Here is a 24,598-nt window from a genome sequence, read left to right as displayed (position 1 = left end):
AAAGTTTATAGTAATTTAGAGATTTAACAATAATAATGTTAGATTTTCCAAATCTCGCTTGCATATTCAGATATTGTAAAAACACTTTTCATGTTTTCTCATGTTTTCTATACTACATTCTTTTTGCCAATATAGATTGGGTGTTTGCTATCACCAATAAGTATCTTTTCATTTGATATACAAACGTTTTTGTCAAGTATTACATTATGAATATAAGCCTTCTCTCTTATCTCAGATCTTGGCAACAAAATACAATTTTTTTACGGTAGAATTCTTAAAGACCCTTGCACCCCTGAATAAGATACTATTTTCAACTTGCCCTTCAATAATACAGCCACTCGCTATTAAAGAGTTTAGAACCTTGGAGCTTTGGGTATATTTTGTTGGAGGCTCATTTTTTACTTTTGTATAAATTGGTCCTGATTCAAAGAAAAGCTCCGTCCAGATTTCAGGATTTAACAGAGCCATATTATGGTGGTAATAACTAGTCAAAGAAGTGACCTTTCCAAAATAACCTGTATAGCGATAGGCATAAACATTTAGGTTTTTGATGTTTTTAATTATTCCATCCTTTGTTAAATCGGACTGACCCTTTGATACACAGGTATCAGTTATGTCCATTAAAAGTTCTTTTTTCATGAGATATATTTCCATGGATATTTTTTTGCTTTTCTTCTTTCTTGACGGATTTACCTTAATATCAATTACCCTGTTAGCAGCATCAATCTCTAGAGTGGTACTATTTGCAGGATCAATTTGGGGATATTCACTATAAATAATTGTTACATCTGCGTTATTATCCATGTGGAATTTAAAAAACTTATTAAAAGTTGTATTAAAAATGGTATTGCTGCCGCCTATTAATACATACTTCTCAGTACTTCCATGAAAGTAGTCTAGATGCTTATAAAAATATTCTAGATTTCCCATAGGTGTTCCTGAAAAACTACTGCAGTCTGTTGGCAGTATAAACAATCCGTTTCTTTTTCTGTGCAAGTCCCAGTCCTTTCCTGATCTTAAGTGATCTAATAGAGAACGAGATTTTTCACCTATAAATAAACCAACATTTTGTATTCCTGAGTTAACCATATTTGACAAAATAAAATCAATCAACCGATAACGTCCTCCATAAGGAACCGCTGCAACCACCCTGTCAGCTGTTATATCCTGCAGGTATTTAAAATTTTCTGGGGCAGTTATAATGCCCATTAAATCTTTCATATTTTATCAACTCCCTCATAAAGGTCATCTAACTTTTTTGGTACATTCAAATTTTGATATATATGCCTTTTCTCCAATAACGGTAATGCCTGAATTGTCAAATTCTATAGGACTATCACTGCAGCCAACAATATCCTGCCATTTGATTATGGTATCATGGCCTATTATAGTGTCTTCACCAATTATTGCTTTCTCAATGCGAACATTTTTGCCAATTTTAACATTGGGCATGATAATAGAGTCTTTTATCTCAGAGCTTTCCCCAATTATTACACCTGTAGAGATTACTGAATGACTTACCTTGCCGTAAATCAGACATCCTTCATTAATAAGGGATTGATTAATAACAGCCTTATCTCCAATATAATGAGGTGGATAGGCTAGATTAGCCGAGTATATTTTCCATTTGTTGTCATAAAGATCCAGGGATGGTTGGTCTGACAATAAATCCATATTAGCTTCCCATAAACTCTCTATGGTTCCTACATCCTTCCAATACCTGTCAAATGGAAATGCAAAGAGTCTATTACCTGCCTTAATCATTTTTGGTATAATATCCTTTCCAAAGTCATGGCTGGAGTTTGGATCACAATCGTCATTGACTAAGTTGTTTTTTAGTAATTTCCAATTAAAAATATATACTCCCATGGAAGCTAAATCACTTTTGGGAACCTTGGGCTTTTCCTCAAATTCAATTATTTGACCATTTTCATCTGTGTTCATTATTCCAAAACGGGGTGCATCTTCCAGGGATACTTTTAAAACTGCAATGGTTGCATCGGCATTATTTTCTTTATGAAATTCCATCATTAATGAGTAGTCCATCTTATAGATGTGGTCGCCTGACAGTATAAGCACATATTCCGGATCGAACATATCAATGAAATCCATATTTTGGTATATTGCATTTGCAGTACCTTTATACCACTCCCTGCTTTCATCCCTGGCATAGGGAGGTAAAAGACTAACTCCATCATTTCTTCGATCTAGATCCCATGGGGAGCCAATTCCAATGTAAGTGTTTAGAATTAAAGGCTGGTACTGGGTAAGCACGCCAACACTAGTAATTCCTGAGTTTGAACAATTACTTAAAGTAAAATCAATAATTCTATATTTACCACCAAATGAAAGGGCTGGTTTGGCAATTTTTTTTGTCAAGATGCCAAGTCTGCTGCCCTGACCTCCAGCCAGGATCATGGATACACATTCTTTCCTTGAGTACATTTACCTCTCCCCCTTAATGGAATTTTTAACCCAACTCTCTATATCTATGTCTATGCAAAGCATAAAATTACATAAAATAATTATTACTGCAGCGAAAGGTTACTCTTTTCTTTACATTCCTACATTATTGGGGCAACGCCATAGGGACGGTTCCATTGTCTTCCCTTCGGACCTTCGTTGCACTACGGTGACGCTCGAACCGTCCCCATGGCTCCGTTAATTGCTAAATTTCGCTGTAGTATTATTAAGCATTGCAGTTTATCTGTTCATAAATACCAGCTGCCAATAAAAGGATTTATAGACACCTAATAGTAATATTGGCGATAAGTGCGTTTAATCCTCTAACATATAATGTAAAAATATAGTGTATTCTGTGAATAATAATAAAAACAAGGAGTTTTATAAAAAACCTTGTTTTTATGTTTAAACCTTATTACATTTACTGTTGGTAATTTCTTTTTGAAGGTCTTGCCCCATAATATTGATAGTAGTCAACTTTAATTTTCCCATTATAGAGCTTTCTTTTTTTACTGGCTTTTTTTCCAAAAAACTTTTCGAATTCAGGATGGGAGGTTAAGATATAATATGACCAGGTGTCTAGCTGGTTAAATACTTTCCCCATTTCCCTGTATAATTTTTCCACATCGGGCAAGTCCCCTAGTCGTTCACCATAAGGTGGATTACAAATAATTTTACCAAATTTTTTCCTGCTGCTTAAATCTGATAGGTTTAACTGTTGGAAATGAATGTCCTGATCCAATTTAAATTTAGCTGCATTTATTCTGGCAAGCTTAATGGACGGGCCATGAAGATCTGTACCTATTATATCTAGCTTTTGTCTTTTAATATTATCATATGCTTCCTCCCTGGCCTTTTTCCAAGCACTCTTGGGTACATTCGGCCAGTTATCTGCTGTAAAATCCCTGTAAATTCCTGGAGCTATGTTTTGCCCAATTAATGCAGCCTCTATTGGAATGGTGCCCGAACCGCACAGGGGGTCTATTAAGGTGGTGTCTGGATACCATTTTGAAAGAATAACTAGAGCTGCTGCTAGAGTTTCTCTTAACGGTGCTGTACTGGTTAATTCTCGGTAACCTCTCTTATGTAGTCCTGGACCACTTGTATCTATAGTTAAAGTAGCAACATCCTTTAAGAGAGCAACTTCAATTTTATACAAGGGACCTTTTTCTTCAAACCATTGTATTTTATATTTTCTTTTCATACTTTCTACAACGGCCTTTTTTACAATAGCTTGACAATCAGATACGCTGAAAAGTGTGGATTTAACCGATTTGCCATCCACAGGAAACTGGGCATTGGCGGGTATAATCTCAGGCCATGGGAGTGCTTTAGTCTTTTCGAATAATTCATCAAAGGTGGTTGCTTTAAACTCTCCTACCTTTAAACGTATTCTATCTGCTGTTCTGAGCATGATGTTTGCTCTGCATAGACTTAGTTCATCCCCTGGAAAGGTAACTCTTGCATTTTCAATAGTTAGATTTTCGTACCCAAGGCTTTTTAGTTCACCAGCAACTATAGATTCTAATCCAAATGTTGCAGTAGCAATTAAATTAAGAGTTGACACAAATCACGCAGCCTCCTATTCTATAATAAATAATAAGATAGTATAAAAACAAGGTAGGTTACAACCTACCTTGAAAATGATAATCTATTATTACATACTGTAAGATTATAACATACCTATCAGCTATTCTCTATAAGTTCATTCACATGAACATCAATTCTTTTGTTTGAAGCTCCTAAAGTTACTTTTGCTGTTTGTTGATCAGGATTCAAGCTGTTTATCCAAACCGGCTCTCCCTCATAAAGGACTTCAATTGTTCTAGAAGAGTTTAGTATTTCTTCTGCCCTTGAGTATTGCATTTAAGATCACTCCTTGAAAGAAAGTTTTTTATTATTGTGACACTAAATAAGTAGCCTTATGCAAAATGCAGCTTTATTAAGTTTCTTTTAAATTCCTTAGAATGGGCAGAATATAAATACTATCATATATCATATAAAATGGAGGTAGTGAATTTTGAATTATTGGCTGTTAAAAACTGAACCAGAAGATTACAGCTGGGATGATTTAGTTAAGGACAACAAAGCTCAGTGGGATGGTGTAAAGGGTTACCAGGCATTGAAGAACATTGCTAAAATGCAAAAAGGTGATAGGGCATTTATATACCATACTGGTAAAGAAAGAAGCATTATTGGTACTGCTGAGATAGTCTCTGAACATTTTCCAGATCCAAAGGAAAATGACAATAAACTATTGGTATTTTATGTTGCACCTATTTCAAAACTAAACAAACCAGTGACCCTGGAAAAAATAAAAAAATTAGCAGCCCAAGCTGAAGGTGGTGAAGTATCACCCTGGCAGAATTGGGAACTTATACGCCAACCTCGTTTATCCATTATCCCGGTAAGTCATGAACAGTGGACTAAGGTTATAGAATTATCTAACCAATAGGGCTATTCCCAAAAAATTTCAACCTCATCTCCACTTTCTATGTAGGATGTATAAGCAGCCTTTTCATTATTAACTTTTAGAACTAGTTTATTTTTGTCAATTGGTGGTGTGGGTGAAAAATCAATTGCTTTAAAAATATCCAACAACATTAAAGGTGCATTTGTCTTATCTAAAAATACTTGTTCTCCATTTACTGATATCTGAATCTTACTAGTAGTTGATAATGGACCATTGATTTCCTGGTTCTCATAACTATCTGCTTCACTTTTATAAACAATAGTAATTTCATCATGATTGTGTACTTCTGTTTCAAGAGAGGCATCCTTAGAATTAACATATATTTGCTGGATTGCTTCTTTTTCAATTTCCAGATAATGTAAAACATCCGTGATTGTATCTATATTGTTTACATAAATCACTGCTTTGTCTATTAAAGGTGCATTTAGCTTAACCTTAATTCCGTTTTGATAAATAATAGGCTTTAGATACCTTTTTTGCCCATTAATAAGTAAAGTTTTTTCAAGGTTATCTGGAAGAATATCCTTAATAATCCCCTTGGCGTCTTCACCTGGTTGTGCCGGTATAAATATAATATTGTCACCGTTTTGTACCAGATCATCAAGGCCAGCCAGTTTTTCGTTAATTTTAATTTGAGGATCAATTCCCTTTTTTCCTTTTAAAATCATTATCTTATTATTGAATTCAATGGTTATTCCGGCCCCCGGTTTTGCATAAATTTCAGAGCTTTTTACGCCACTAGCCATTAAAGCATCCAAGACAGTTAACTTTTCTCTGCCGAAGATTCTTATCATTTCACCATTAATGCGTAAAAACTCAAAGCTATTTCGCATTCCAAGAGATTGGGTTAGTGCGATACCAAGGGGTGTTATGGCCATTGGGCCATTAAGTTTATTATTAGCACCAATTATATTGTCTATGATCTCCCTGCCTCTTATGGCAACCCTTTCCCTGGGAAGACCAATCTCTTCTGCTATTCTTTCCGGAAGTAAGGGAGTTAGGCTTCCGCCGCCAATTAGTATGACAGCTTGAGGAGTTTTCCCATTTAGCGATATTATTTCATGGGAAATTTTCTTTGCCAAAATTTCTATGTTTTCAAAGATTAAATCTAGGATTTCCCTTGAGCTCATTTCCAGCGTCATTCCAAGAATATCTTTATATATTATATTGGTATCTGTATTTAATCTCTTCTTAATATCTTCTGCAGTATTAAAGTCAACCAATAGTTTTTCCGATACTGCCTCTGTTATCATGTCACCAGCACAAGGAACCATAGCATAGGAGCTTATGGCGCCATTAATAGATACGGCAATATCAGAGGTGCCGGCACCAATGTCGACTAATGCAATATTTAGTCGCCTCATACCTTCAGATATTACAATACTGCTGGCTGCTATTGGCTCAAGAGTCATATTTTTTATGACTAAATCAGCTCCAGTAATAACTGAATTTAAAGAATCAACAACAATTCGAGGTAGAAATGTTGCTATTATATCAACTCCTATTTGATTGCCGCGTTGGCCAACCAGGTTTTTTATTTCCTGAAAATCCAGGTAATATTTGATAACTGAATATCCAACACAGTAATAATTATTGTCCTGCTGGCAGGTGCTTTCTTTAATTAGCTTTTCTGCTTCTAAAACACCTGCCATTACCAGAGAATAGACACTATTGTCAGTTATAATTTCTCCAGGCAACAGGTTTTTAGTTATTGAAGCCTTTTGGGTATACAATGCCCTTCCTGCAGCGGCTACTGAAACTTCTGAAAGGCTGCTTTTAACCTTCTTTTCCAGTTTTGTTTTTACTTTTTTAACAACCTCAGTTACTGCAGGTATATCATGAATCTGCCCATCAAGCATGGCACGAGTATTATGCTCTTCAATTTCAGCCGCTAATATATGAAATTTCTCATTTCTTTCTTCAAGAACAGCACCTATTACAGTACGAGTTCCCACGTCTAATGAGAAATAAAGTTTTTTATCTCTCAATTTGTTCACCTCTTCATTAAAAAACTTATTAAACTATATTTCACTAACTTTCGACAATACATATGCTTTTCCTTTAATTATTGAAGATTTTTATTGTAAAAACTAAAGAACCCGAGGTAATACCCCAGGCTCCTTAGCTCAAGGAGGTCTATGAAGAAGTGAGTGTGCCTTTCTATTATTTCCATTAACATGATAAATATAACAGTTATTTTTAAAATATTCCTTGAGTGTATATAAAACGAAATGCTCGGATTATCACCGAGCATTATAACTCTAGCTTAAATTAAGATTATGTTAAGATTATGCCCTTGCTGCTGCCTTAAAAGCTTTAAAGGCAGCTCCAATGGTTTTTTCAATCTCCCTGTCATCATGAACTAAAGACATGAAACCTGCCTCAAATTGAGATGGGGCTATATATACACCCTCTTCAAGGAGAGTTTTAAAGAAAGCAACAAACTTATCAATATTAGAGGTTGCCGCACTTTGGAATCCAGTAACCTCCTGGTCAGTAAAAAATGCTGAAAACATACTACCTACTCGTGTAAAGTAGACTTCTGCTCCTGCCGTTGTGGCAGCTTCTTCCATTCCGGCAGCAAGCCTGGCAGACATTGTTTCTAGCTTATCATAGATTCCAGGTCGCTGAAGAATTTGCAAGCTAGTGTATCCTGCGGTCATTGCCAGGGGGTTCCCAGATAGGGTTCCGGCTTGATAAACAGGACCCACTGGAGATACCTTTTCCATAATCTCCTTCTTGCCGCCATATGCACCTACAGGCAGACCCCCGCCAATAATCTTTCCTAGACAGGTAAGATCTGGTGTAATGCCGTAAAGAGCCTGGGCACCCCCCAGAGATACACGGAATCCTGTCATTACCTCGTCAAATATCAACAAAATGCCATACTTTTCAGTAAGCTTACGAACCCCCTCAAGATATCCCTCAGCTGGTGGAATACACCCCATGTTGCCAGGCACAGGCTCTAATATCACTGCTGCAATATTTTCGCCCTCCTGTTCAAAAATCTTTGCTAATGTTTCCAGGTCATTAAAGGGTGCTGTTATTGTATTCTGGGCAGTATTATTTGGAACACCTGGGCTGGTTGGCACACCATGGGTCAGGGCACCAGAGCCTGCTTTTATTAATAAAAAGTCAGCATGACCATGATAGCATCCCTCAAACTTAACTATCTTATCTCTGCCAGTATAGCCTCGTGCTAATCTTAAGGCACTCATTGTTGCCTCTGTCCCAGAGTTCACCATTCTAACCATTTCTATAGAAGGTACACAGTCAATAATTAGCTTGGCCATTCTGGTTTCCAACTCTGTAGGTGCACCAAAACTAGTTCCAATTTCTAAACAATGCTGCAGTGCAGCTTTAATCTCAGGATGACAGTGGCCCAAAATTAAGGGTCCCCAGGAGGCCACATAATCTATGTAGCTATTTCCATCTTCATCATAAATATATGGGCCATTTCCCCTGGCAATGAAAGGTGGATCCATTCTAACTGATTTAAAAGCGCGAACTGGGCTGTTAACACCACCTGGTATGTATTTTTGTGCCTCATCAAACATTTCCTTAGAGCGGGATAGATTAAGCAATTTAATAACCCCTTTCTTATAAATTAATTATTCTTCAAGAAAATACTTCATGCTTGTTTTTTTAAGCTCTCGAGAGCTGAAGAGGAGTTGGTAGGGATAATGTTCCCCTATTTCCTTGGAGATTTTTTTGGCCATTTCCTCACATTCCTGTCTGGTAGGAAAATGAATCATGGCAAAAATACTAAAGGGCCAATCTCTTTTTGTTGGTCTTTGATAGCAGTGAGTAACTTGAGGGAAGGCGGCAATTGCCTTGCCCACTCTTTCACAGTCTTCCTCTGGAACCTCCCAGACAATCATTGCATTGGCTTCAATGCCCATTTCCCTGTGTCTTAGAGCTGCTCCTATTCTGCGTATGTAACCCTTTTCCTTCATGGTTTTAATCCTGCCTAAAAGTTCTTCCTCTGTAATGCCTATCTTTGCTGCTATTTTTTTATAGGGTTTACTAACAAGGGGAAGGTTATTTTGCAGCTCCTTTACTATCTTAATGTCTACCATGGAGAGCATCTACTTTTCCCCCTTTACAGAGAATTTTACCTTAATTTTAAAGAACCTCCTGGCAGGAAGCTGCATTAGCTCATTTATTCCACTTTGTAAAATTATTTCACTACAAATCTTATCAATGTGTTCCTTGGAAGGTGCAATAAGAGTAAACCACATGTTGTATTTGTGTTCTCTAAGATAGTTGTGGGTAACACCGGGATAAGAGTTGACAATCTCTGCCACATGTTCAATCTGATCCTTGGGTACCTTCATTGCACAAAGGGTGCTTTTATATCCCAGTTTTCGCGAATCAAAAATTGCACCGAGTCTGCGTATGATTCCCTGATCTTGTAGTTTGCTAATTCTATCTATTATCTCTTCTTCCGAAACCCCTAAAGACATGGCCAGGTCCTTGTAGGGTTCTGGTGAAATTGGGAATCCATCCTGAATAATTTCTAATAACCTGTGATTAATACTATCCATTTAAATACCAGTCCTCCCGTGATATAAACACCAGGGTTCCTCTGCCATAAAGCTCCCGTGATAAAAGTATGCTCTAGCACGGCATCCGCCGCATACCTTTTTAAATTCACATTCACCACATCCACCACTGTAATTCATGGTTCTTAGCTCTTTAAAAATATCACTTTCCTCCCAGATAAGATTAAAAGGCTTATCTTTTACATTACCAACAGCTATATTCAAATAAGCACAAGGCTGCACATCTCCCCTGGGGCTGATAATACAATAGGATGTTCCTGCCAGGCAGCCCCTTCCGAACCTTACCTTTTGCCCTTTTTGCCTGGCTATTCTCATGAATTGGGGTGCACATGTAGGCTTTATTTCTATATCTACTTTATCAGCCTTATCTTGTATTCTATTTAGAAGTTCTTCATATTCTCTAGCTCTTAGGCTTTCCTGTTCAATATTAACTGCCCTTCCTGTTGGTACCAGGAAAAAGATGTGATGGGCAACAGCTCCAATTTCTACGGCGAAATCAGTTAATGCTTCTATCTCATCTTTATTCCAATCCATTACTGTTGTGTGGATTTGAAAAGGCAAACCAACTTCTTTGCAGTTCTGCATGCCCCTAACAGCCTCTGTCCAGGCTCCTTCATATTTACGAAGCTTGTCATGCTTTTGGGAATCCATACTGTCAAGGCTTATGCCAATTCCCATTGCTCCTGCATCCTTTAATTTTTTTGCAAGGTCTTTAGTTATAAGGGTACCATTAGTACCAAACACAGGACGTAAACCAAGGTCTGCTGCATATTTTACTAACTCTACTATGTCACGTCTCATTAGAGGCTCACCGCCGCTAAAGATCATTATCTTAAAGCCAGCCTGGGAGATTTCATCCAGCATTTTCTTGGCCTCCTGGGTAGATAATTCCATGTCTGCCTTGGCACCTGCATCCCTATAGCAGTGATCACAAAACATGTTGCATTGATTTGTAGAATTCCAGGACACTATCATGTTTTAGCCTCCTTTATTTACAGTCATTCAGCCAACGTGCTGCATCCTTAGCATGGTATGTTAATATAATATCTGCTCCAGCTCGTTTCATGCCCATGAGGGTTTCTAGAACAGTTCCCTTTTCATCAATCCATCCCTGGGCAGAGGCAGCCTTTACCATGGCATACTCTCCACTAACATTATAAGCACCAACAGGATAATTGAAATTCTCTTTAACACTTTTAATAATATCCATATATGCCAGGGCTGGCTTGACCATTACAATATCTGCTCCCTCTTGTATATCAAGTTCAACTTCCTTTAATGCCTCTCTAACATTGGTCGGGTCCATTTGATAGCTTTTCCTGTCTCCAAACTGTGGTGCAGAACCAGCTGCGTCTCTAAAGGGGCCATAAAACTTGGAAGCATATTTGGCAGCATATGACATAATGGGAATCATTTCAAAACCATTGGCATCAAGCTCCTTGCGAATGGCTCCCACCCTACCGTCCATCATATCAGAGGGAGCAACCATATCAGCACCGGCCTGACATTGTGATAGAGCTATCTTTGCTAGATAGCCCAAGGTAGGGTCATTTAGAACATTTCCCTGGCTGACAATACCGCAGTGTCCATGATCAGTAAACTCACACATACAAACATCTGTTATAACAAGTAAATTAGGAAACTCTTTCTTTAGAGACATTACTGCCCTTTGAACTATGCCATCATCTGCATAAGCCTCTAGTCCCCTGGGATCCTTTGATTTTGGGATTCCAAAAATAATTACAGCTGGGATGCCCAACTCAACAGCCTCTTCAGCTTCATATAAGAGCATATCAACTGATAATTGATGTATACCAGGCATTGATTTTATTGAATTCTTCACACTTTTCCCATGGGTTACAAAGACAGGCAATACCAAGTCACAAACTGATAGTGAGGTCTCCCTGACCATTTTTCGCAAAATTGAATTTTCCCTTAGTCTACGTGGTCTAACAGTTGGAAACATAATGCTTCCCCCTTTATAGCTTTTTAAAAATTATTCCAGTCCTAACTCCTGATCTGTCAAATAACATGCAGGGTCTGTTTCCCAAAAATCCCCTGTTACGGCCTCTGCACGTGCTCTAAAATTACCATTGCACATATCTACTTTTGGACAAATACCACACCTACCCTTTAAAAGAGACTTTCTGTTTTTTAAACCGCCTAAAATAGGATGGGAAACATCTGTCCAAATGTCAGCAAATTTTCTTTCCTTGACGTTGCCAAAGGTATGATTTTGGGTAAATTGATCACAATGAACATTACCAGCCCAATCAACCTGTCCAATGGCTATTCCAGAACGATTTCCACCATTAGTCTTTAATAGTTCTGCTACCCGTTCTGCTTGACCCCTATCAATTTTTTTTAATTGTTCATATATATATATGCCATCACAATGGTTGTCTACTGTGAGAATTTCCTTTTCTATACCTTTATTGTGAAAATCATTAGTCCAATGGATGATTTTATCCATGACCTGTCTTGTTTCTTCATGGGTTATATCCTCATTTATCATTTCATTTCCTCTGCCAGAGTAAACCAAATGATAAAAACATATACGGGGGATATTCTCTTCTTCTACAAGTTTAAATATATCATCAAGATCCTTAAAGTTATGCTTGTTAATGGTGAAACGAAGCCCTACCTTCTGCCCCACAGATAGACAATTTCTTATACCTCTTAAAGCTTTTGCGAAGGCACCCTTTTGACCCCTGAAACGGTCGTTGTTTTCTCCAATTCCATCTAGACTTATACCTACATAGCTAATGCCTATTTCTTTAAAGCTTTGTGCCATTTGGGGCGTTATGAGGGTTCCATTTGTGGAAATAGTAGAACGTATTCCCTTGTCCTTTGCATAAGCCGCTAATTCTAGCAAATCATCTCGAACAAGAGGTTCTCCCCCTGAAAAGAGAATAACTGGTACATTAAATTCTGCCAGGTCATCTATGAATTTCTTTCCTTCAGCTGTAGTCAGCTCATCAGGGTATTTTTTATTCTCTGAAGAAGAATAACAGTGAATACAGTTTAAATTGCAGGTGCGTGTACAATTCCAAACAACTACCGGACCCATTCCATGTGTTGTACCATGTTGAGCTCCCTTTGCTTCCTTTACATATCTTAATTTATCACCATAATATTCATTATTTAGCAGTAATTTAGTTACACTAATCAAGGAAATCCCCCCTAGCTCTGCTGGGGCCAATTTTTAAACCCCTGTAAGTTATATACTATGATACTAGAATTGCTTGTAAAAGTCCATCCAGGGTGTACTCTGTTGCTTCAATGTCTATGCTTAATCCTAATTCAACAGCGGTTCTGGTGGTAATTGGACCTATGGATGCCAGCTTTATCCCCTCTAATAGCTCGGGCAGTTCATTTTTGTCGAACATACTTACAAAGTTTTTAACTGTTGAGGAGCTTGTAAAGGTTATTATAGTTATTTTTTTATCTGTAAGCAAATCTCTAACACTATTTACCTTTCCATTTCCCTTGACTGTTTTATATGCAATGACCTCATGGACATCTGCCCCCATGGCTTTTAAAGATTCCGGCAGAATCTTGCGGGCAATATCAGCCCTGGGAAGGAGAATTTTTTTGCCTTTAAGATCCTCACCCTGCATTCTTTCTATTATAGCTTCCGCTCTATATTCTCCTGGCACATAATCAACAAATAATCCATATTTTTCGAGCTCTTCTTTGGTTTTAGGGCCAATGGCACATATCCTAACACCTTTTAATTGGCGAAAATCCATCTTTTTAGATAATAATCGTTCATAGAAGGATTGTACTCCATTTACACTGGTGAATATAATCCAATCAAAGTCTTCTATAGCAGCTATTGCCTTATCTAGAGGTGTGTAGTCATCTGGTTGTATAATATCTATTGTAGGAAACTCTATTGGTTCCCCACCAAGGTCTTGAATCATCTTGGAAAAAATACTAGCTTGATCTCTAGAACGTGTAACCAATATACGCTGTCCCCATAAAGGCTTTTTTTCTACCCATTTTAGTTCCTCACGCAGGGAAACGACCTCGCCAACAATTATAATGGCAGGATTTTTAAATTTATTTTCTTCAGCCTCCTTAACTATATCTTTTAGTGCTGCTGTTAAAGTTACTTGTTCTGGAAGAGTTCCCCAGCGGATAAGGGCAACTGGTGTGTCAGGTGATCTGCCATTTTCCATGAGCTTTTCTACTATTTTAGGAAGGTTGGCCATTCCCATTAAAAATACCAAAGTACCAATACCAGTACTAATTTTTGTCCAATCAATATCAGTATCTTCTTTTGCAGGATCTTCATTTCCTGTAATAAAGGCTACATTAGAGGTTAAGCCCCTGTGTGTTACCGGTATTCCAGCATAAGCTGGAACAGCAATTGCAGAGGTAATGCCTGGCACTATCTCAAAGGGGATCTTGTTTTTAACAAGCTCAAGGGCCTCTTCACCACCTCTCCCAAAAACAAAGGGATCTCCTCCTTTTAATCTGGTTACTATTTTATTCTCAGAGGCCTTTGCAACTAGTAAACTATTAATTTCTTCTTGACTCAGGGTGTGTCTTTCTGGAGATTTTCCAACATAAATTAATTGAGTATTTTTCGATGCATAGTTTAGCAAGCTTGGATTAACAAGCCTATCGTATACAAGAACATCAGCTTTTTTTATACATTCCATTCCTTTTATAGTAAGCAGACCTGGATCTCCTGGACCAGCACCAACTAAATATACATAAGCTCTATTATTTTTCACTTGCATCAGTCTCCTGTCTAACTTGTTTTAGAATTTCCCCAGCGCCCTTTGCTAGTAATCGTTGTGCCAACTGTATTCCAAGCTCCTCACTCATACTATTACATCCGTGTATTTTGTCTTTTATTAAGATACTCCCGTCCAGGCTGGCTACCATGGCTTCCAAGGTAATTGAGTTTTCATGGACCTTTCCAATTGCACCTATGGGAATCTGGCATCCCCCTTCAAGGTAAGCTAAAAGAGATCTTTCAGCTAATATCTCATATGAAGATGGTTCATGGTGCAAGGGAGATATTACCTGTTGAGTATCCTGGTCATTTTCCCTTATTTCTATACCCAGGGCCCCCTGGCCCACAGCTGGTAAGGAAATGTCCAAGGGAATGTATTGGGATATTTTATCCTGCCAGCCCATACGGATAACTCCGGCTGCTGCTAATATAATTGCAGCAAAATCCTCTTCAACCATTTTACGTAGCCTTGTATTTAAATTGCCTCGTAAATCCTCCAGCTTAAGATCATTTCTATAATGTAGAATCTGGGCCCTACGTCTCAAGCTGCTGGTGCCTATTTTTGCTCCCACGGGAAGGGTATCTAAAGTATATCCATTGGGAGAAATTAAAATGTCCTGGGGATTTTCTCTTTTAGTAATACACCCTATTTTGCAGCCCTGGGGTAAACGAGTTGGTATGTCCTTTAAACTATGCACGGCCAGGTCAATTTCACCCTGTAAAAGGGCCACTTCCAGCTCTTTTGTAAAGAGACCTTTATCACCAATTTTGGATAAAGCTACATCAAGAATTTTATCCCCCTGGGTTTTAATGTATTTTATTGAAAAAATTCTATCAGGATTGAGCTCCTTCAGCCTTTCTAGCACCCAATTTGTTTGCCAAACAGCAAGGTGACTGTCCCTTGTTCCTAAAACAATCTCTTTCTTCAACTTCATCACCATCTTTTTCATGTTTAGTGTGGTCAAAACTATAAACAGCAGTTTCTAGAGCTTTTTGACCTTCAATATCTAAATTAAAAAGGTTCTGACATATTTCTGAATATAAATGTCCTTGCCCTGATGCTGCCTGATCCTTGAGAACCATAATTGGATCGTGAATAAGCTGTTTTATTATAGAGTTTACCATACTTCCTAGTACTTTTTCTTCCCTCTGCGTAAAGCCATCTAATCTATTTCTTGCCCTTTCAAATTCTTTATATTTTATTCTTTCAGCTTTTTTCTGTAAAGCTACAATGGTAGGAACAACAAAAAGGGAGTTCAGCCATTTAAAGAAATTATCCAATTCCTCCTCAATAATCTCTTCAGCAGCTTGTGCTTTGAGTTTTCTTTCTTCCAGATTTTTATCAACTACATTTTTCATGGCATCAATATCATACAGCTTTACCCCATGAATAGATCCTACAGAAGGCTCAATATCTCTGGGAACGGCTATATCAATCAAGAGAATGGTTTTGTTTTTTCTCTTTTCCATTACTAAAGCCATGTTTTGTGCAGTTATTATATGGTGACGTGCTGCCGTAGCGCTAATTACAATATCGGCATGAACCATATAGTTAAATAACTCATCAAACTTTACTGCCCTGCCCTTAAATTCCTCGGCCATGGCTGCTGCTTTATCAAAGGACCTGTTAGATACCATTATGGTAGATACACCATTAGATAGAAGGTGTTTAGCAGTTAAACGACTCATTTCTCCAGCACCAAGAACCAGAACAGTTCTTTCTGACAAATTCTCAAAGATTTGCTTTGCAAGCTCAACTGCTACATAGCTTATAGAAACTGCATTATGATCTATCTGAGTTTCAGTTCTTACCCGCTTGCCCACAGAAATGGCATGCTGAAAGAATGAATTTAGTATGTTATTGGTGGTTTTATTTTTTAAAGCTTCTTCGTAAGCTTCCTTAATCTGGCCTAATATCTGAGTTTCTCCTAAAACCATAGAATCTAAACCTGACACAACTCTAAAAAGATGGCGTACACCGTCATATAGGGTTTTGACATAAAGATACTGTCCTAGTTCATTTTTGTTAAAATTGCAGCAGGTAGACATAAAATCCTTAACACTATTAAGCCCCTTTTCTATATCGTATACAGTGGCGTAGATTTCAGTTCTGTTACACGTGGCCAATATAATGCAACCGTTAATGTCCTTTTTAGAATGAAGTTCTTCTAAGGCTTTAGGCATTTGTGTTTTTGTAAAAGTAAGCTTTTCCCTGATTTCTACAGGAGCTGTTCTGTGGTTAAGTCCCACTATAAGGATATACATTTAAGGTCCTCTCCTTTATCAAACCATCCTCGTGCAGTTTAATTAGCTCATATATATCAATCTCCAGCAGCTGGGTTAGCATTTCCTTACGTTTTAAAGGGTCCTTTATTTCTATCTTTGCCCAATCTCTAATTTCACCCAGGATATCCAGATATTTTGCATATTTCTCATCAAACTGGCTTAATAGTTCCCTGCCTATTTTTGAAGCAAGGGCAGGGCTTTTCCCGCCAGTAGAAACGGCTATAGAAAGATCTCCCCTGCGAACTACTGAAGGGACGAAAAAACTGCTGTTTTCCGGATCGTCCACTACATTTATTAAGATATTTTTGCTATTGCATAATGAAGCTATTCTAGAGTTAAGATTTCTATTATTTGTAGCGCTTATTACTAGGAACATATTTTTAAGGTCATTTTCTTGGAATTCTCTTGCAACAAGGCTTAGTTTTGGATGACCCTTTAAAGAAAGGATACCCCCTGTAAACTCAGGACTAACTACTGTTACATTTGCTCTGCTTTCCAAAAGACCATTGATTTTCCTTTCGCTTACATTACCTGCTCCTACTACCAGGCAGTTTTTATTATTTAATTTGATATTTATTGTATATAATGATTCTGCCATATATTATACTTCACCTCTAGAACTGCTAAACTAAACAGTATACTATTAATAACTTCTAGCGTATATATAATCTGCCATTAAATCAAAGGTTTCTCTACAATCCACTGGAGGCAGCTTTACAAGTTCATTTTTTGCTTTGTCTACATATTTTCTTGCAATGGAAAAGGAGTATTCAATTCCTCCTGAATTTTTTATAATGTCAATGGTTTCTTTAACTTCTTTTTCATTCTTATCTTTTGTCCGAAGCAAGTCCGCTAATCTACCCTTGTAGTGATGTTTTTGCAAAGCATGGATAGCCGGCAGTGTAATAATACCCTGTCTGATGTCACCACCAATTGGTTTGCCTAGCTCGGCTTCATCAGCAATCATATCCAAGATATCGTCTGTTATTTGAAAGGCCATACCCAAATAATGACCATATCTGGAAAGACTTTTAACCATATAATCTGGTGCCCCAACTGCAATTGCTCCAAGTTGGCAGCTTGCAGAAATTAATAAGGCGGTTTTTCTCTTTATTTTATAAAAATAATCTCGTATTGTTTGATTAACATTGTAGGCAGTAGCCAGTTGCTGTATTTCACCTTGACACATCTGTACACTTACCTTTGCCAACACAGAAGGTATTCGCTTATCGGCATAGTCAGAGATTAGGATCAGGGATTTACTAAATAAATAATCGCCTGTATGCAAAGAAATCCTGTCTCCCCATTCTGCTTTTACAGTTGGTCTGCCTCTTCTTGTTAAGGAGGCATCTACCACATCGTCATGAACTAATGTTGCCATGTGAATCATTTCCAAAGCGACTGCCAGTGGCAGTAATTTTTCTAATGAGTATTTATGAAATTTACCTGAAAGTAATGCAAAAGCTGGTCTAAGCCTTTTTCCGCCTGCAAGTAATAAATGACTGCTAGTTTTGGTCAGTAAAGGACTTGGAGTTTGTACAAACCGTTCCATTTCCTTTTCAACTATATATAAATCTTCACGTATATCTTCAAACAAGTCAAATCTCAGCAAAAAATGTCACCACCACAAAATCTTATACTAAGATAGTTTACCATATTATTCTTAAACAACAAAGTTTTTATCTAAAAAAAGCACCCTTTTAGGTGCTTTTTCAATTTACACACTACTATATATTTAAATGGGCTTCCCTTAGGTTTTCCAATTTTTTATTTCTTAAACCATTTGTCCAGGGAATGGATTATTGTTTCCCTGTTTAATCTGGCAATTGAAGAGGTTAAGGGAATTTCCTTTGGGCAGACCTGAGCGCAATTTTGTGAATTGCCACAATCAGCCAGGCCGCCCTTTGTCATTATTGATGCTAATCTCTTTGATTTAGTCATTTTACCGAGGGGCATTTCATTAAATAATCTGACCTGATTTAAAGCAGCAGGTCCAATAAATGCTGACTTTGTATTAACATTAGGGCATGCCTCTAAACAACAGCCGCATGACATGCAAAGAGAAAGCTTATATGCTTCTACCCTAACGGACTCCTCAAACCTTGGCCCTGGACCAAGATTGAAAGAACCGTCAATTTCCACCCAGGCTTTTACTTTTTTAAAGTTTTCTAATATAGAATCTCTGTTGACCATAAGATCTCTAACAATTGGAAATTTACTTAATGGTTCAAGAACGATTGGCTGTTCTAATGCATCTATTAGAGCTGAACAGGCCTGTCTGGGAGTACCATTAACTATCATGCTGCATGCACCACAAACCTCTTCTAAACAGTTGCAATCCCACACTACAGGGGTTGTTGCTTTTCCTTCTTTAGTAACAGGCTTCTTTCTTAGTTCCATGAGAGTAGAAACTACATTCATATTTGGGCTGTACGTTACTAGAAATTCTTCCCAGAAGCTTGGTGCATCAGGACTATTTTGTCTTTTTATTTTTAATTGAATGTATTTGGACATTATTATTTACCTCCCTCAACCACATCATAACGTCTTTGTCGGGGTTCAATAATAGAGGTATCCACTGCCTCATACCTAAACTTTGGACCATCTGGGGAATAACCAGCAACTGTGGTTTTCAACCAGGCTTGATCATTTCTATCAGGAAACTCTTCTTTATAATGAGAGCCCCTACTCTCATCACGGAGTAAAGCTCCCTTGGCAACTACCAATGCTAATTCAAGCATATTAGCTAAATCTCGTACAAAGAACGCAGTCTGGTTACCCCAATGAGAGTTGTCAATAACGTTAATGTTATTATAGCGTTCTTTTAATTCAGTTAATTGCTCAACGGCCATGGCAAGCTTCTTGTTGGTACGCACAACTCCTACATTAGTACTCATGACTTCGCCTAATTCAACATGAAACTCATAAGGGTTTTCTTTACCCTGCATTTTAATAATTCTATCATGAATGTCTTGTTGGTATTTCTGTTCACTACTAAATACACTTTGTGGAATATCTGTACTTGCCTTACCAAGTCCTTTAATATAATCTAATATTTTGGGTCCTGCCACAATACCACTATAAGTTGCAGATAATAGGGAGTTTGCGCCCAGGCGATTTGCGCCATGATACATGTAATCACACTCTCCAGCAGCAAATAGGCCAGGAATTCTAGTCATGTGGTTCCAGTCAACATGAATGCCACCCATAAAGTAGTGGGGAGCAGGATAGATTTTCATTGGTTTTTGGCATGGGTCCTCTCCACTGAATTTACGATAAATTTCTAAGATGCCACCTAGCCTGTTTTCTAAAAAATCTGGGTCTTTGTGAGTCAGATCTAGATATACCTGATTTTTACCTTCAATGCCCAGTCCCATTTCTTCACATACCTTATAAATTGCTCTGGAGGCAATATCTCTAGGAACCAGGTTGCCATATGCTGGATACCACTCCTCTAAAAAGTACCATGGTTTTCCGTCTTTGTATGTCCAGACACGGGCACCTTCTCCCCTTGAAGCCTCGGACATTAGGCGGTATTTGTCATCACCTAACATGGCAGTAGGGTGAAATTGAACAAACTCTCCATTGGCATATTCAACTCCCTGCTTAAATACTGCTCCAGCAGCACTTCCAGTACATATGGTGGAATTGGTTGAACGGCCATAAATCATGCCAGCCCCCCCTGTTGCAAGGCAGACTGCATCAGCAGCAAAGGTATGGATGGACATATCATTCATATTTTGTGCCACAATACCGCGACAAAACTCAGTATTATCTATAACAGCTGAAAGAAACTGCCAGCCTTCAAATTTTTTTACTAGTCCCATATCTTCATATCTTCGAACCTGAGAATCAAGGCCATATAATAACTGTTGGCCTGTGGTTGCACCAGCAAAAACAGTTCTTTTCTTTTTTACCCCGCCAAAAAGCCGCAAATCTAAAAGACCTTCCTGGGTTCGGCTAAATACTACACCCATTCTCTCCATGGAATAAATAAGGCCCGGAGCTTCATCACACATTTGTTTAACTGGAGGTTGATTTGCCAGGAAATCTCCACCATATATAGTATCATAAAAGTGTTCCCAGGTTGAATCGTCTTCACCTTTAGTATTTAGAGCTGCATTTACACCTCCCTGGGCACAAAGAGAGTGAGATCTACGAACATGACACAGGGAGAATAAATCTACAGAAACTCCCTTTTCAGCCAATTTTAAGGTCGTCATTAATCCTGCCAAGCCGCCGCCTATAACAATTACCTTGTGTTTACTCATCATTTCACCCCTTTTATATAAATGCCAGCAGGGAACCAAGTCCCACCAATGTTAAAATTAAAAAAATTCCGTTGCCAAGCCAGGCAGCATATTTTTGGGAATGGGGTCCTGCAGTAATACCCCAACTGATTAAAAAGGTTGTAATGCCATTCCCAAAATGATACATACTAGCCACTACTCCCACAACATAGAACCAGAAAACCATGGGGTCAGCTAAGTGATAGCTTACTGCCTGATAATTAATATCAAATCCATAGACTACATGACCTATCCGTAATGCCCATACATGATAGATTACAAAAATCAAAGTAATTATTGCAGTGATTCTCTGCAGATAGAATGCCCAGTTTCTATAATATTTGTACTGCAGCACATTATTTTTAGCAAGATAGACAATATAAATACCAAATAGGCCATGAAACAATAAAGGTATTACAATAAAAGCCATCTCCAAAAATATAAGCATTGGCAAGCTTTGTAATAATGCTACAGTACTATCATAGACATCAGAACCATATCGTGCAGTTGAGTTTACTATGGTGTGCTCAATCAGGAATATTCCCAGGGGAAATATGCCTGAAAAGGAATGCAGCCTTCTTAAAAAATACTCATTTTGATACCAAGTCAAATAAGACCCTCCTCCTATATAATGATTTATAGTTACTAAATTAGAATTGCTTTATAACTTTTCTGTATATGGTAGATTAAACCCTTTTTCTTTTACCGAAAAAATTCCCCCATTCATGCCATAAATCCTACCAATGACAGAGTAGACTAGTATGCAGAGCAATTCTTTTAAATAAAGAAAGCGATGGAGACTAACCACCGCTTGATATTTTAGATTTAAAAGCATTTTTTATTCAATTATTACTGTTTTAGTCACGTCATCCCAGCCTACCCTCATGCCTAGAGCTTCAGCTGCAAACCTTACCGGTATCATAGTTCTTCCGTCAACAAGTTCCGGTTTAACATCCATAATTAATGCTGATCCATTCCTAAAAGCTCTAATGTCTCCAATGAATAATTCAATCTTATTGCCATCCTTTTCTCCCCAAACCTTAAGCCTTTTTGAATTTGAAAAATCAAATCCAACATTGGCATCTATAGCCTCAAAAAGTGCTCTAAAGGGAAGAAAGGTCCTGCCATTTTTTACATAAGGCCTTGCATCTGTGAAATTAACATATTTGCTGGCAACCTTTAGTTCAGGTGAAGAAGCAGTACCATATCTAATGGGTTCAGCCTCGGTAGTAAATTTCCAGTTTAGAGCTTTTAAAGAGGTTCCCTTATCATCCTTTAGGCCATTGGTTAAATATACAGTATAGGTTGTACTTGGACTTAGTTTAGCCTGGGGTTTGATAGTCAGTTTTTTATCAGCACTTGTATATGTCAAAGTAACTGGTATATATGCATTGTTGATATTGTCTCTTAAATATACATTTGCAGTATTAAGGGTGCTCTGATTAAGATTACCAGAGAAAATAACTGTTATGCTTCCATCAACCTTGAAGTTAACTGTATTATTTACAGGAGTATTATAGATTACCTCAAAAGGTTGAGTTTCCTTGGTTTTAAAGCTCCAGTTAACTGCGGTTAATGAATTGCCGCTAGTGTCCCTGACCTTGTTTGTAACATAAACTGTATATTCAGTATTATAGTCAAGAGATGAAGCTGGCTTTAGTGTTACAGTTCTTCTTGATGAATTATAGCTTAAAGCAGCAGTGATATTTCTTGTCGTATTAGCCTTTCTTAGGTATATGTTTGCAGTGGTTAAAGTTGATTGATTCATATTCTGGGAGAATCTAATGCTAATCTCTGTATCAACATCAACATCCTTTGCATTTGCTAAAGGACTACGCTCTGTTATTACAACAGGATCCTCTTCTTTTGTAGTAAACTTCCAATTGGTTGCGGTAAGTCTATTTCCGTTAGTGTCCCTAAGATTATTTGTTAGATAAACAATGTAGTCTGAATCATAGTCTAAATTGCTGCTTGGTGTTATTGTTACAGTTCTGGTGGAACTGGTGTATTTTAAATCTGCAGATATGTTTCTGGTTGAACCGGACTTTCTTAAATAAATATTTGAGCTTGTTATTGTTGAAGTCTGAAGAGGTTGAGAAAATTTAACTGTAATTTCCCCATCTACTGGATGGTTGGTAGAATTGGGCTTTGGACTTCTGTCAACAATGGCAAGAGCATCTTCAGCCTTTGTTTTAAACGCCCAGTTTGTTGTTATAATGTTATTTCCATTGATATCTCTAAGGTTATTGGATATATAAACAATATAATCTGCATTGTATGCAAGGGGACTATTGGGAGTTATGGTAACTGTTCTGGTAGAATCCGTATATTTTAGCACTGCAGATATATTTGAGCTTGAGCCGCTTCTTCTTAAATATATATTACTTGGGCTTACTGTTGATGAGTTAAGCCTATTATTAAAGGTTATTGAAATTACATCATCAACATCTACATTTGCTGCATCTGCTTGAGGATATCTGCTAGAAATAGTCAAGAGACTGCCAGCTTCAGTGGTAAAATTCCAGGTAGCTCCAGCCAGAGCTTTACCATTCACATCCTTAATTGCATTATTGACAATTTCCACGGTATAAACTCTATTATAATTTAAATTTTGTGTCGGTGTTAGTATTATTTCACCTTTTCCATTTTGATTAATACGGTCTATGGTCACAGGGACAGTTGTATTTCCCTGCTTCAAGGATATAGAACTGGCGTTTACAGTAGGCAAATCTAGTTCTTTACTTATAGTGATCTTTACATTAGCATTTATCTTTACACCAGCTGCACCAGAGGCTGGTGTACGGCTAGATATTATTGGAGGGGCATTTGGATCAGCGGCTACAGAAAAGTCCCAGGATGTGGCTGGCAGGGAGTTTCCTGCAGAGTCCTTTACCGAGTTAGCTTCGATTACAACTGTATATGTATTACTATAGTCCAGTGATTTATTAATTTTAATAATATTTGAATTAGAAGAATGTACTACATTTGATTCTGCTGTTACTTTTGCATTAGTAGTTTTATTTTTAATATATATACCAGAATTTACAATACTAACGGATTCATTAAATTCAAATTCAACACTGTTGGGCGGTGATGTTAGTATTTCTCCAATTCCAGGGGAACGAGAAGTTATGGTTGGTGGAGAATTATCGTAATCACCAATTATATATGTAAAGCTTATTGAACTTAAGACATCCAAGGTGTCTGTTTGATAAATAGTTATACTAATTGTATACGTTTTATTTGGAAGCAGTATAGTATTGTGCTGCAAGGTTGCACTAGCTATTTCTTGCTCCAGGCTGCTGTCAAAGCCTGGTGCTTTAACTTCAATTCCAGCTTTATATTCAGATGCTGGTGCTCCATTAAAAGTAACTATTATGTTTAGACTTAGATCATTGACTGCACCTTTGTTGATAGTAGAGTTGTTAATGCTGCCGGGTGAATAGTTTGTTCCATTGATCTTAATAGTTGAAATGGTAGGTGAATTTGCAAAAGCTGCCGGAGAAAACATTAAAATAAAAAATGCTATTAAGACTGATAATACTATTCGTGCTGTCCTTTTTCCTTCTTTATTATTCATTAACTTCCCTTCTTCCTTAGAATTTAGATATCTAAGTATTAGACGTTGGCAGTGAGGAAAATGTTTCATTAAATAATAAATATTTCTTTATACAAAGACAGTAGTGTTGCATAAAAATTTTCTAACATTGTCAAACCCAGAAAATAGCAATAATTAACTATGGATAATTAAGCTAAATATGTTTAAATTTAA

22 protein-coding genes are annotated in these 24,598 nt (G+C 37.5%); 1 reads left to right on the top strand and 21 read right to left on the bottom strand.

Translation table 11 applies throughout. The features are described 5' to 3' along the window. Window positions 1-107 precede the first annotated feature (107 nt). The 5 genes from K364_RS28045 to K364_RS0105675 all read right to left on the bottom strand — a co-directional run bounded on the left by K364_RS28045 (window position 108) and on the right by K364_RS0105675 (window position 4,329). On the bottom strand, window positions 108-245 hold the full coding sequence (locus K364_RS28045) for a hypothetical protein (protein WP_487249615.1): 138 nt from the start codon (window positions 243-245) through the stop codon (window positions 108-110). Beyond that, on the bottom strand, window positions 232-1,221 hold the full coding sequence (gene glgD / locus K364_RS22980) for a glucose-1-phosphate adenylyltransferase subunit GlgD (RefSeq protein ID WP_051533827.1): 990 nt from the start codon (window positions 1,219-1,221) through the stop codon (window positions 232-234). Before glgD ends, K364_RS28045 begins: the two co-directional genes overlap by 14 nt. 24 nt (window positions 1,222-1,245) lie before the next feature. Beyond that, window positions 1,246-2,445 carry a glucose-1-phosphate adenylyltransferase gene (locus K364_RS0105685; protein ID WP_028307213.1) on the bottom strand — a complete coding sequence of 400 codons (1,200 nt, stop codon included), beginning with the start codon at window positions 2,443-2,445 and terminating at the stop codon, window positions 1,246-1,248. A gap of 439 nt (window positions 2,446-2,884) precedes the next feature. Then, window positions 2,885-4,030 carry a THUMP domain-containing class I SAM-dependent RNA methyltransferase gene (locus K364_RS0105680; protein ID WP_028307212.1) on the bottom strand — a complete coding sequence of 382 codons (1,146 nt, stop codon included), beginning with the start codon at window positions 4,028-4,030 and terminating at the stop codon, window positions 2,885-2,887. A 119-nt stretch (window positions 4,031-4,149) separates the two neighbouring features. Then, complete coding sequence (locus K364_RS0105675) at window positions 4,150-4,329, bottom strand: H-type small acid-soluble spore protein (protein WP_028307211.1); 180 nt, start codon at window positions 4,327-4,329, stop codon at window positions 4,150-4,152. Window positions 4,330-4,483: 154 nt separating this feature from the next. Between K364_RS0105675 and K364_RS0105670 the strand changes: the two genes are divergently transcribed. Next, a complete protein-coding gene (locus K364_RS0105670; RefSeq protein ID WP_028307210.1) occupies window positions 4,484-4,918 on the top strand; it encodes an EVE domain-containing protein in 435 nt (144 codons plus the stop codon). Between the two features lie 2 nt (window positions 4,919-4,920). Here K364_RS0105670 and K364_RS0105665 read toward each other — a convergent pair whose 3' ends face one another. The 16 genes from K364_RS0105665 to K364_RS0105590 form a co-directional block, all read right to left on the bottom strand. Beyond that, complete coding sequence (locus K364_RS0105665) at window positions 4,921-6,924, bottom strand: cell division FtsA domain-containing protein (RefSeq protein ID WP_028307209.1); 2,004 nt, start codon at window positions 6,922-6,924, stop codon at window positions 4,921-4,923. Window positions 6,925-7,224: 300 nt separating this feature from the next. Next, entirely contained in the window at window positions 7,225-8,520 is a 1,296-nt protein-coding gene (gene hemL, locus K364_RS0105660) for a glutamate-1-semialdehyde 2,1-aminomutase (RefSeq protein ID WP_028307208.1), read from the bottom strand. A 27-nt stretch (window positions 8,521-8,547) separates the two neighbouring features. Beyond that, complete coding sequence (gene ahbB, locus K364_RS0105655) at window positions 8,548-9,024, bottom strand: siroheme decarboxylase subunit beta (RefSeq protein ID WP_028307207.1); 477 nt, start codon at window positions 9,022-9,024, stop codon at window positions 8,548-8,550. After that, on the bottom strand, window positions 9,025-9,483 hold the full coding sequence (gene ahbA, locus K364_RS0105650; protein ID WP_028307206.1) for a siroheme decarboxylase subunit alpha: 459 nt from the start codon (window positions 9,481-9,483) through the stop codon (window positions 9,025-9,027). Then, window positions 9,484-10,476: a putative heme d1 biosynthesis radical SAM protein NirJ2 gene (nirJ2, locus tag K364_RS0105645; RefSeq protein WP_028307205.1), complete on the bottom strand. Its 993-nt coding sequence runs from the start codon at window positions 10,474-10,476 to the stop codon at window positions 9,484-9,486. It abuts the gene before it with no gap. A 13-nt stretch (window positions 10,477-10,489) separates the two neighbouring features. Next, window positions 10,490-11,467, bottom strand: a complete 978-nt coding sequence (hemB, locus tag K364_RS0105640; protein WP_028307204.1) for a porphobilinogen synthase — start codon at window positions 11,465-11,467, stop codon at window positions 10,490-10,492. Between the two features lie 30 nt (window positions 11,468-11,497). Further along, window positions 11,498-12,673, bottom strand: a complete 1,176-nt coding sequence (gene nirJ1, locus K364_RS0105635; protein ID WP_028307203.1) for a putative heme d1 biosynthesis radical SAM protein NirJ1 — start codon at window positions 12,671-12,673, stop codon at window positions 11,498-11,500. Window positions 12,674-12,728: 55 nt separating this feature from the next. Next, window positions 12,729-14,246 (bottom strand): uroporphyrinogen-III C-methyltransferase, encoded by a 1,518-nt coding sequence (gene cobA / locus K364_RS0105630; protein ID WP_028307202.1) that lies wholly within the window; start codon window positions 14,244-14,246, stop codon window positions 12,729-12,731. Further along, a complete protein-coding gene (hemC, locus tag K364_RS0105625; RefSeq protein WP_028307201.1) occupies window positions 14,236-15,180 on the bottom strand; it encodes a hydroxymethylbilane synthase in 945 nt (314 codons plus the stop codon). The genes cobA and hemC overlap by 11 nt, the downstream gene beginning before the upstream one ends. Further along, window positions 15,086-16,516, bottom strand: coding sequence for a glutamyl-tRNA reductase (gene hemA / locus K364_RS22975; protein ID WP_084295540.1), 1,431 nt, complete (start codon window positions 16,514-16,516; stop codon window positions 15,086-15,088). Before hemA ends, hemC begins: the two co-directional genes overlap by 95 nt. Beyond that, window positions 16,491-17,135, bottom strand: a complete 645-nt coding sequence (locus K364_RS0105615) for a precorrin-2 dehydrogenase/sirohydrochlorin ferrochelatase family protein (protein WP_028307200.1) — start codon at window positions 17,133-17,135, stop codon at window positions 16,491-16,493. Before K364_RS0105615 ends, hemA begins: the two co-directional genes overlap by 26 nt. Before the next feature lie 45 nt (window positions 17,136-17,180). Further along, on the bottom strand, window positions 17,181-18,146 hold the full coding sequence (locus K364_RS0105610) for a polyprenyl synthetase family protein (protein ID WP_028307199.1): 966 nt from the start codon (window positions 18,144-18,146) through the stop codon (window positions 17,181-17,183). 158 nt (window positions 18,147-18,304) lie between these two features. Beyond that, on the bottom strand, window positions 18,305-19,051 hold the full coding sequence (gene sdhB, locus K364_RS0105605) for a succinate dehydrogenase iron-sulfur subunit (protein WP_028307198.1): 747 nt from the start codon (window positions 19,049-19,051) through the stop codon (window positions 18,305-18,307). A gap of 2 nt (window positions 19,052-19,053) precedes the next feature. Then, the gene (gene sdhA, locus K364_RS0105600) at window positions 19,054-20,808 is read right to left on the bottom strand and encodes a succinate dehydrogenase flavoprotein subunit (RefSeq protein ID WP_028307197.1); all 1,755 of its coding nucleotides are present in this window, start codon (window positions 20,806-20,808) and stop codon (window positions 19,054-19,056) included. Window positions 20,809-20,821: 13 nt separating this feature from the next. Next, window positions 20,822-21,436: a succinate dehydrogenase/fumarate reductase transmembrane subunit gene (locus K364_RS0105595; RefSeq protein WP_028307196.1), complete on the bottom strand. Its 615-nt coding sequence runs from the start codon at window positions 21,434-21,436 to the stop codon at window positions 20,822-20,824. A 228-nt stretch (window positions 21,437-21,664) separates the two neighbouring features. Then, window positions 21,665-24,406: an Ig-like domain-containing protein gene (locus K364_RS0105590; RefSeq protein WP_028307195.1), complete on the bottom strand. Its 2,742-nt coding sequence runs from the start codon at window positions 24,404-24,406 to the stop codon at window positions 21,665-21,667. Window positions 24,407-24,598: the final 192 nt, after the last annotated feature.

The organism is Desulfitibacter alkalitolerans DSM 16504 (genome assembly GCF_000620305.1).
GTDB lineage: Bacteria > Bacillota > DSM-16504 > Desulfitibacterales > Desulfitibacteraceae > Desulfitibacter > Desulfitibacter alkalitolerans.
This window is presented reverse-complemented; position numbering and strand designations above follow the sequence as displayed.

Bases quoted from the DNA above. Each gene is read 5' to 3' on its own strand.
- ahbB (WP_028307207.1), bottom strand. From the start codon at position 9,024: ATGCTCTCCATGGTAGACATTAAGATAGTAAAGGAGCTGCAAAATAAC.
- sdhA (WP_028307197.1), bottom strand. From the start codon at position 20,808: ATGAGTAAACACAAGGTAATTGTTATAGGCGGCGGCTTGGCAGGATTA.
- hemA (WP_084295540.1), bottom strand. From the start codon at position 16,516: ATGTATATCCTTATAGTGGGACTTAACCACAGAACAGCTCCTGTAGAA.
- K364_RS0105615 (WP_028307200.1), bottom strand. From the start codon at position 17,135: ATGGCAGAATCATTATATACAATAAATATCAAATTAAATAATAAAAAC.
- sdhB (WP_028307198.1), bottom strand. From the start codon at position 19,051: ATGTCCAAATACATTCAATTAAAAATAAAAAGACAAAATAGTCCTGAT.
- glgD (WP_051533827.1), bottom strand. From the start codon at position 1,221: ATGAAAGATTTAATGGGCATTATAACTGCCCCAGAAAATTTTAAATAC.
- K364_RS0105590 (WP_028307195.1), bottom strand. From the start codon at position 24,406: ATGAATAATAAAGAAGGAAAAAGGACAGCACGAATAGTATTATCAGTC.
- nirJ2 (WP_028307205.1), bottom strand. From the start codon at position 10,476: ATGATAGTGTCCTGGAATTCTACAAATCAATGCAACATGTTTTGTGAT.
- K364_RS0105685 (WP_028307213.1), bottom strand. From the start codon at position 2,445: ATGTACTCAAGGAAAGAATGTGTATCCATGATCCTGGCTGGAGGTCAG.
- hemB (WP_028307204.1), bottom strand. From the start codon at position 11,467: ATGTTTCCAACTGTTAGACCACGTAGACTAAGGGAAAATTCAATTTTG.
- ahbA (WP_028307206.1), bottom strand. From the start codon at position 9,483: ATGGATAGTATTAATCACAGGTTATTAGAAATTATTCAGGATGGATTC.
- K364_RS0105675 (WP_028307211.1), bottom strand. From the start codon at position 4,329: ATGCAATACTCAAGGGCAGAAGAAATACTAAACTCTTCTAGAACAATT.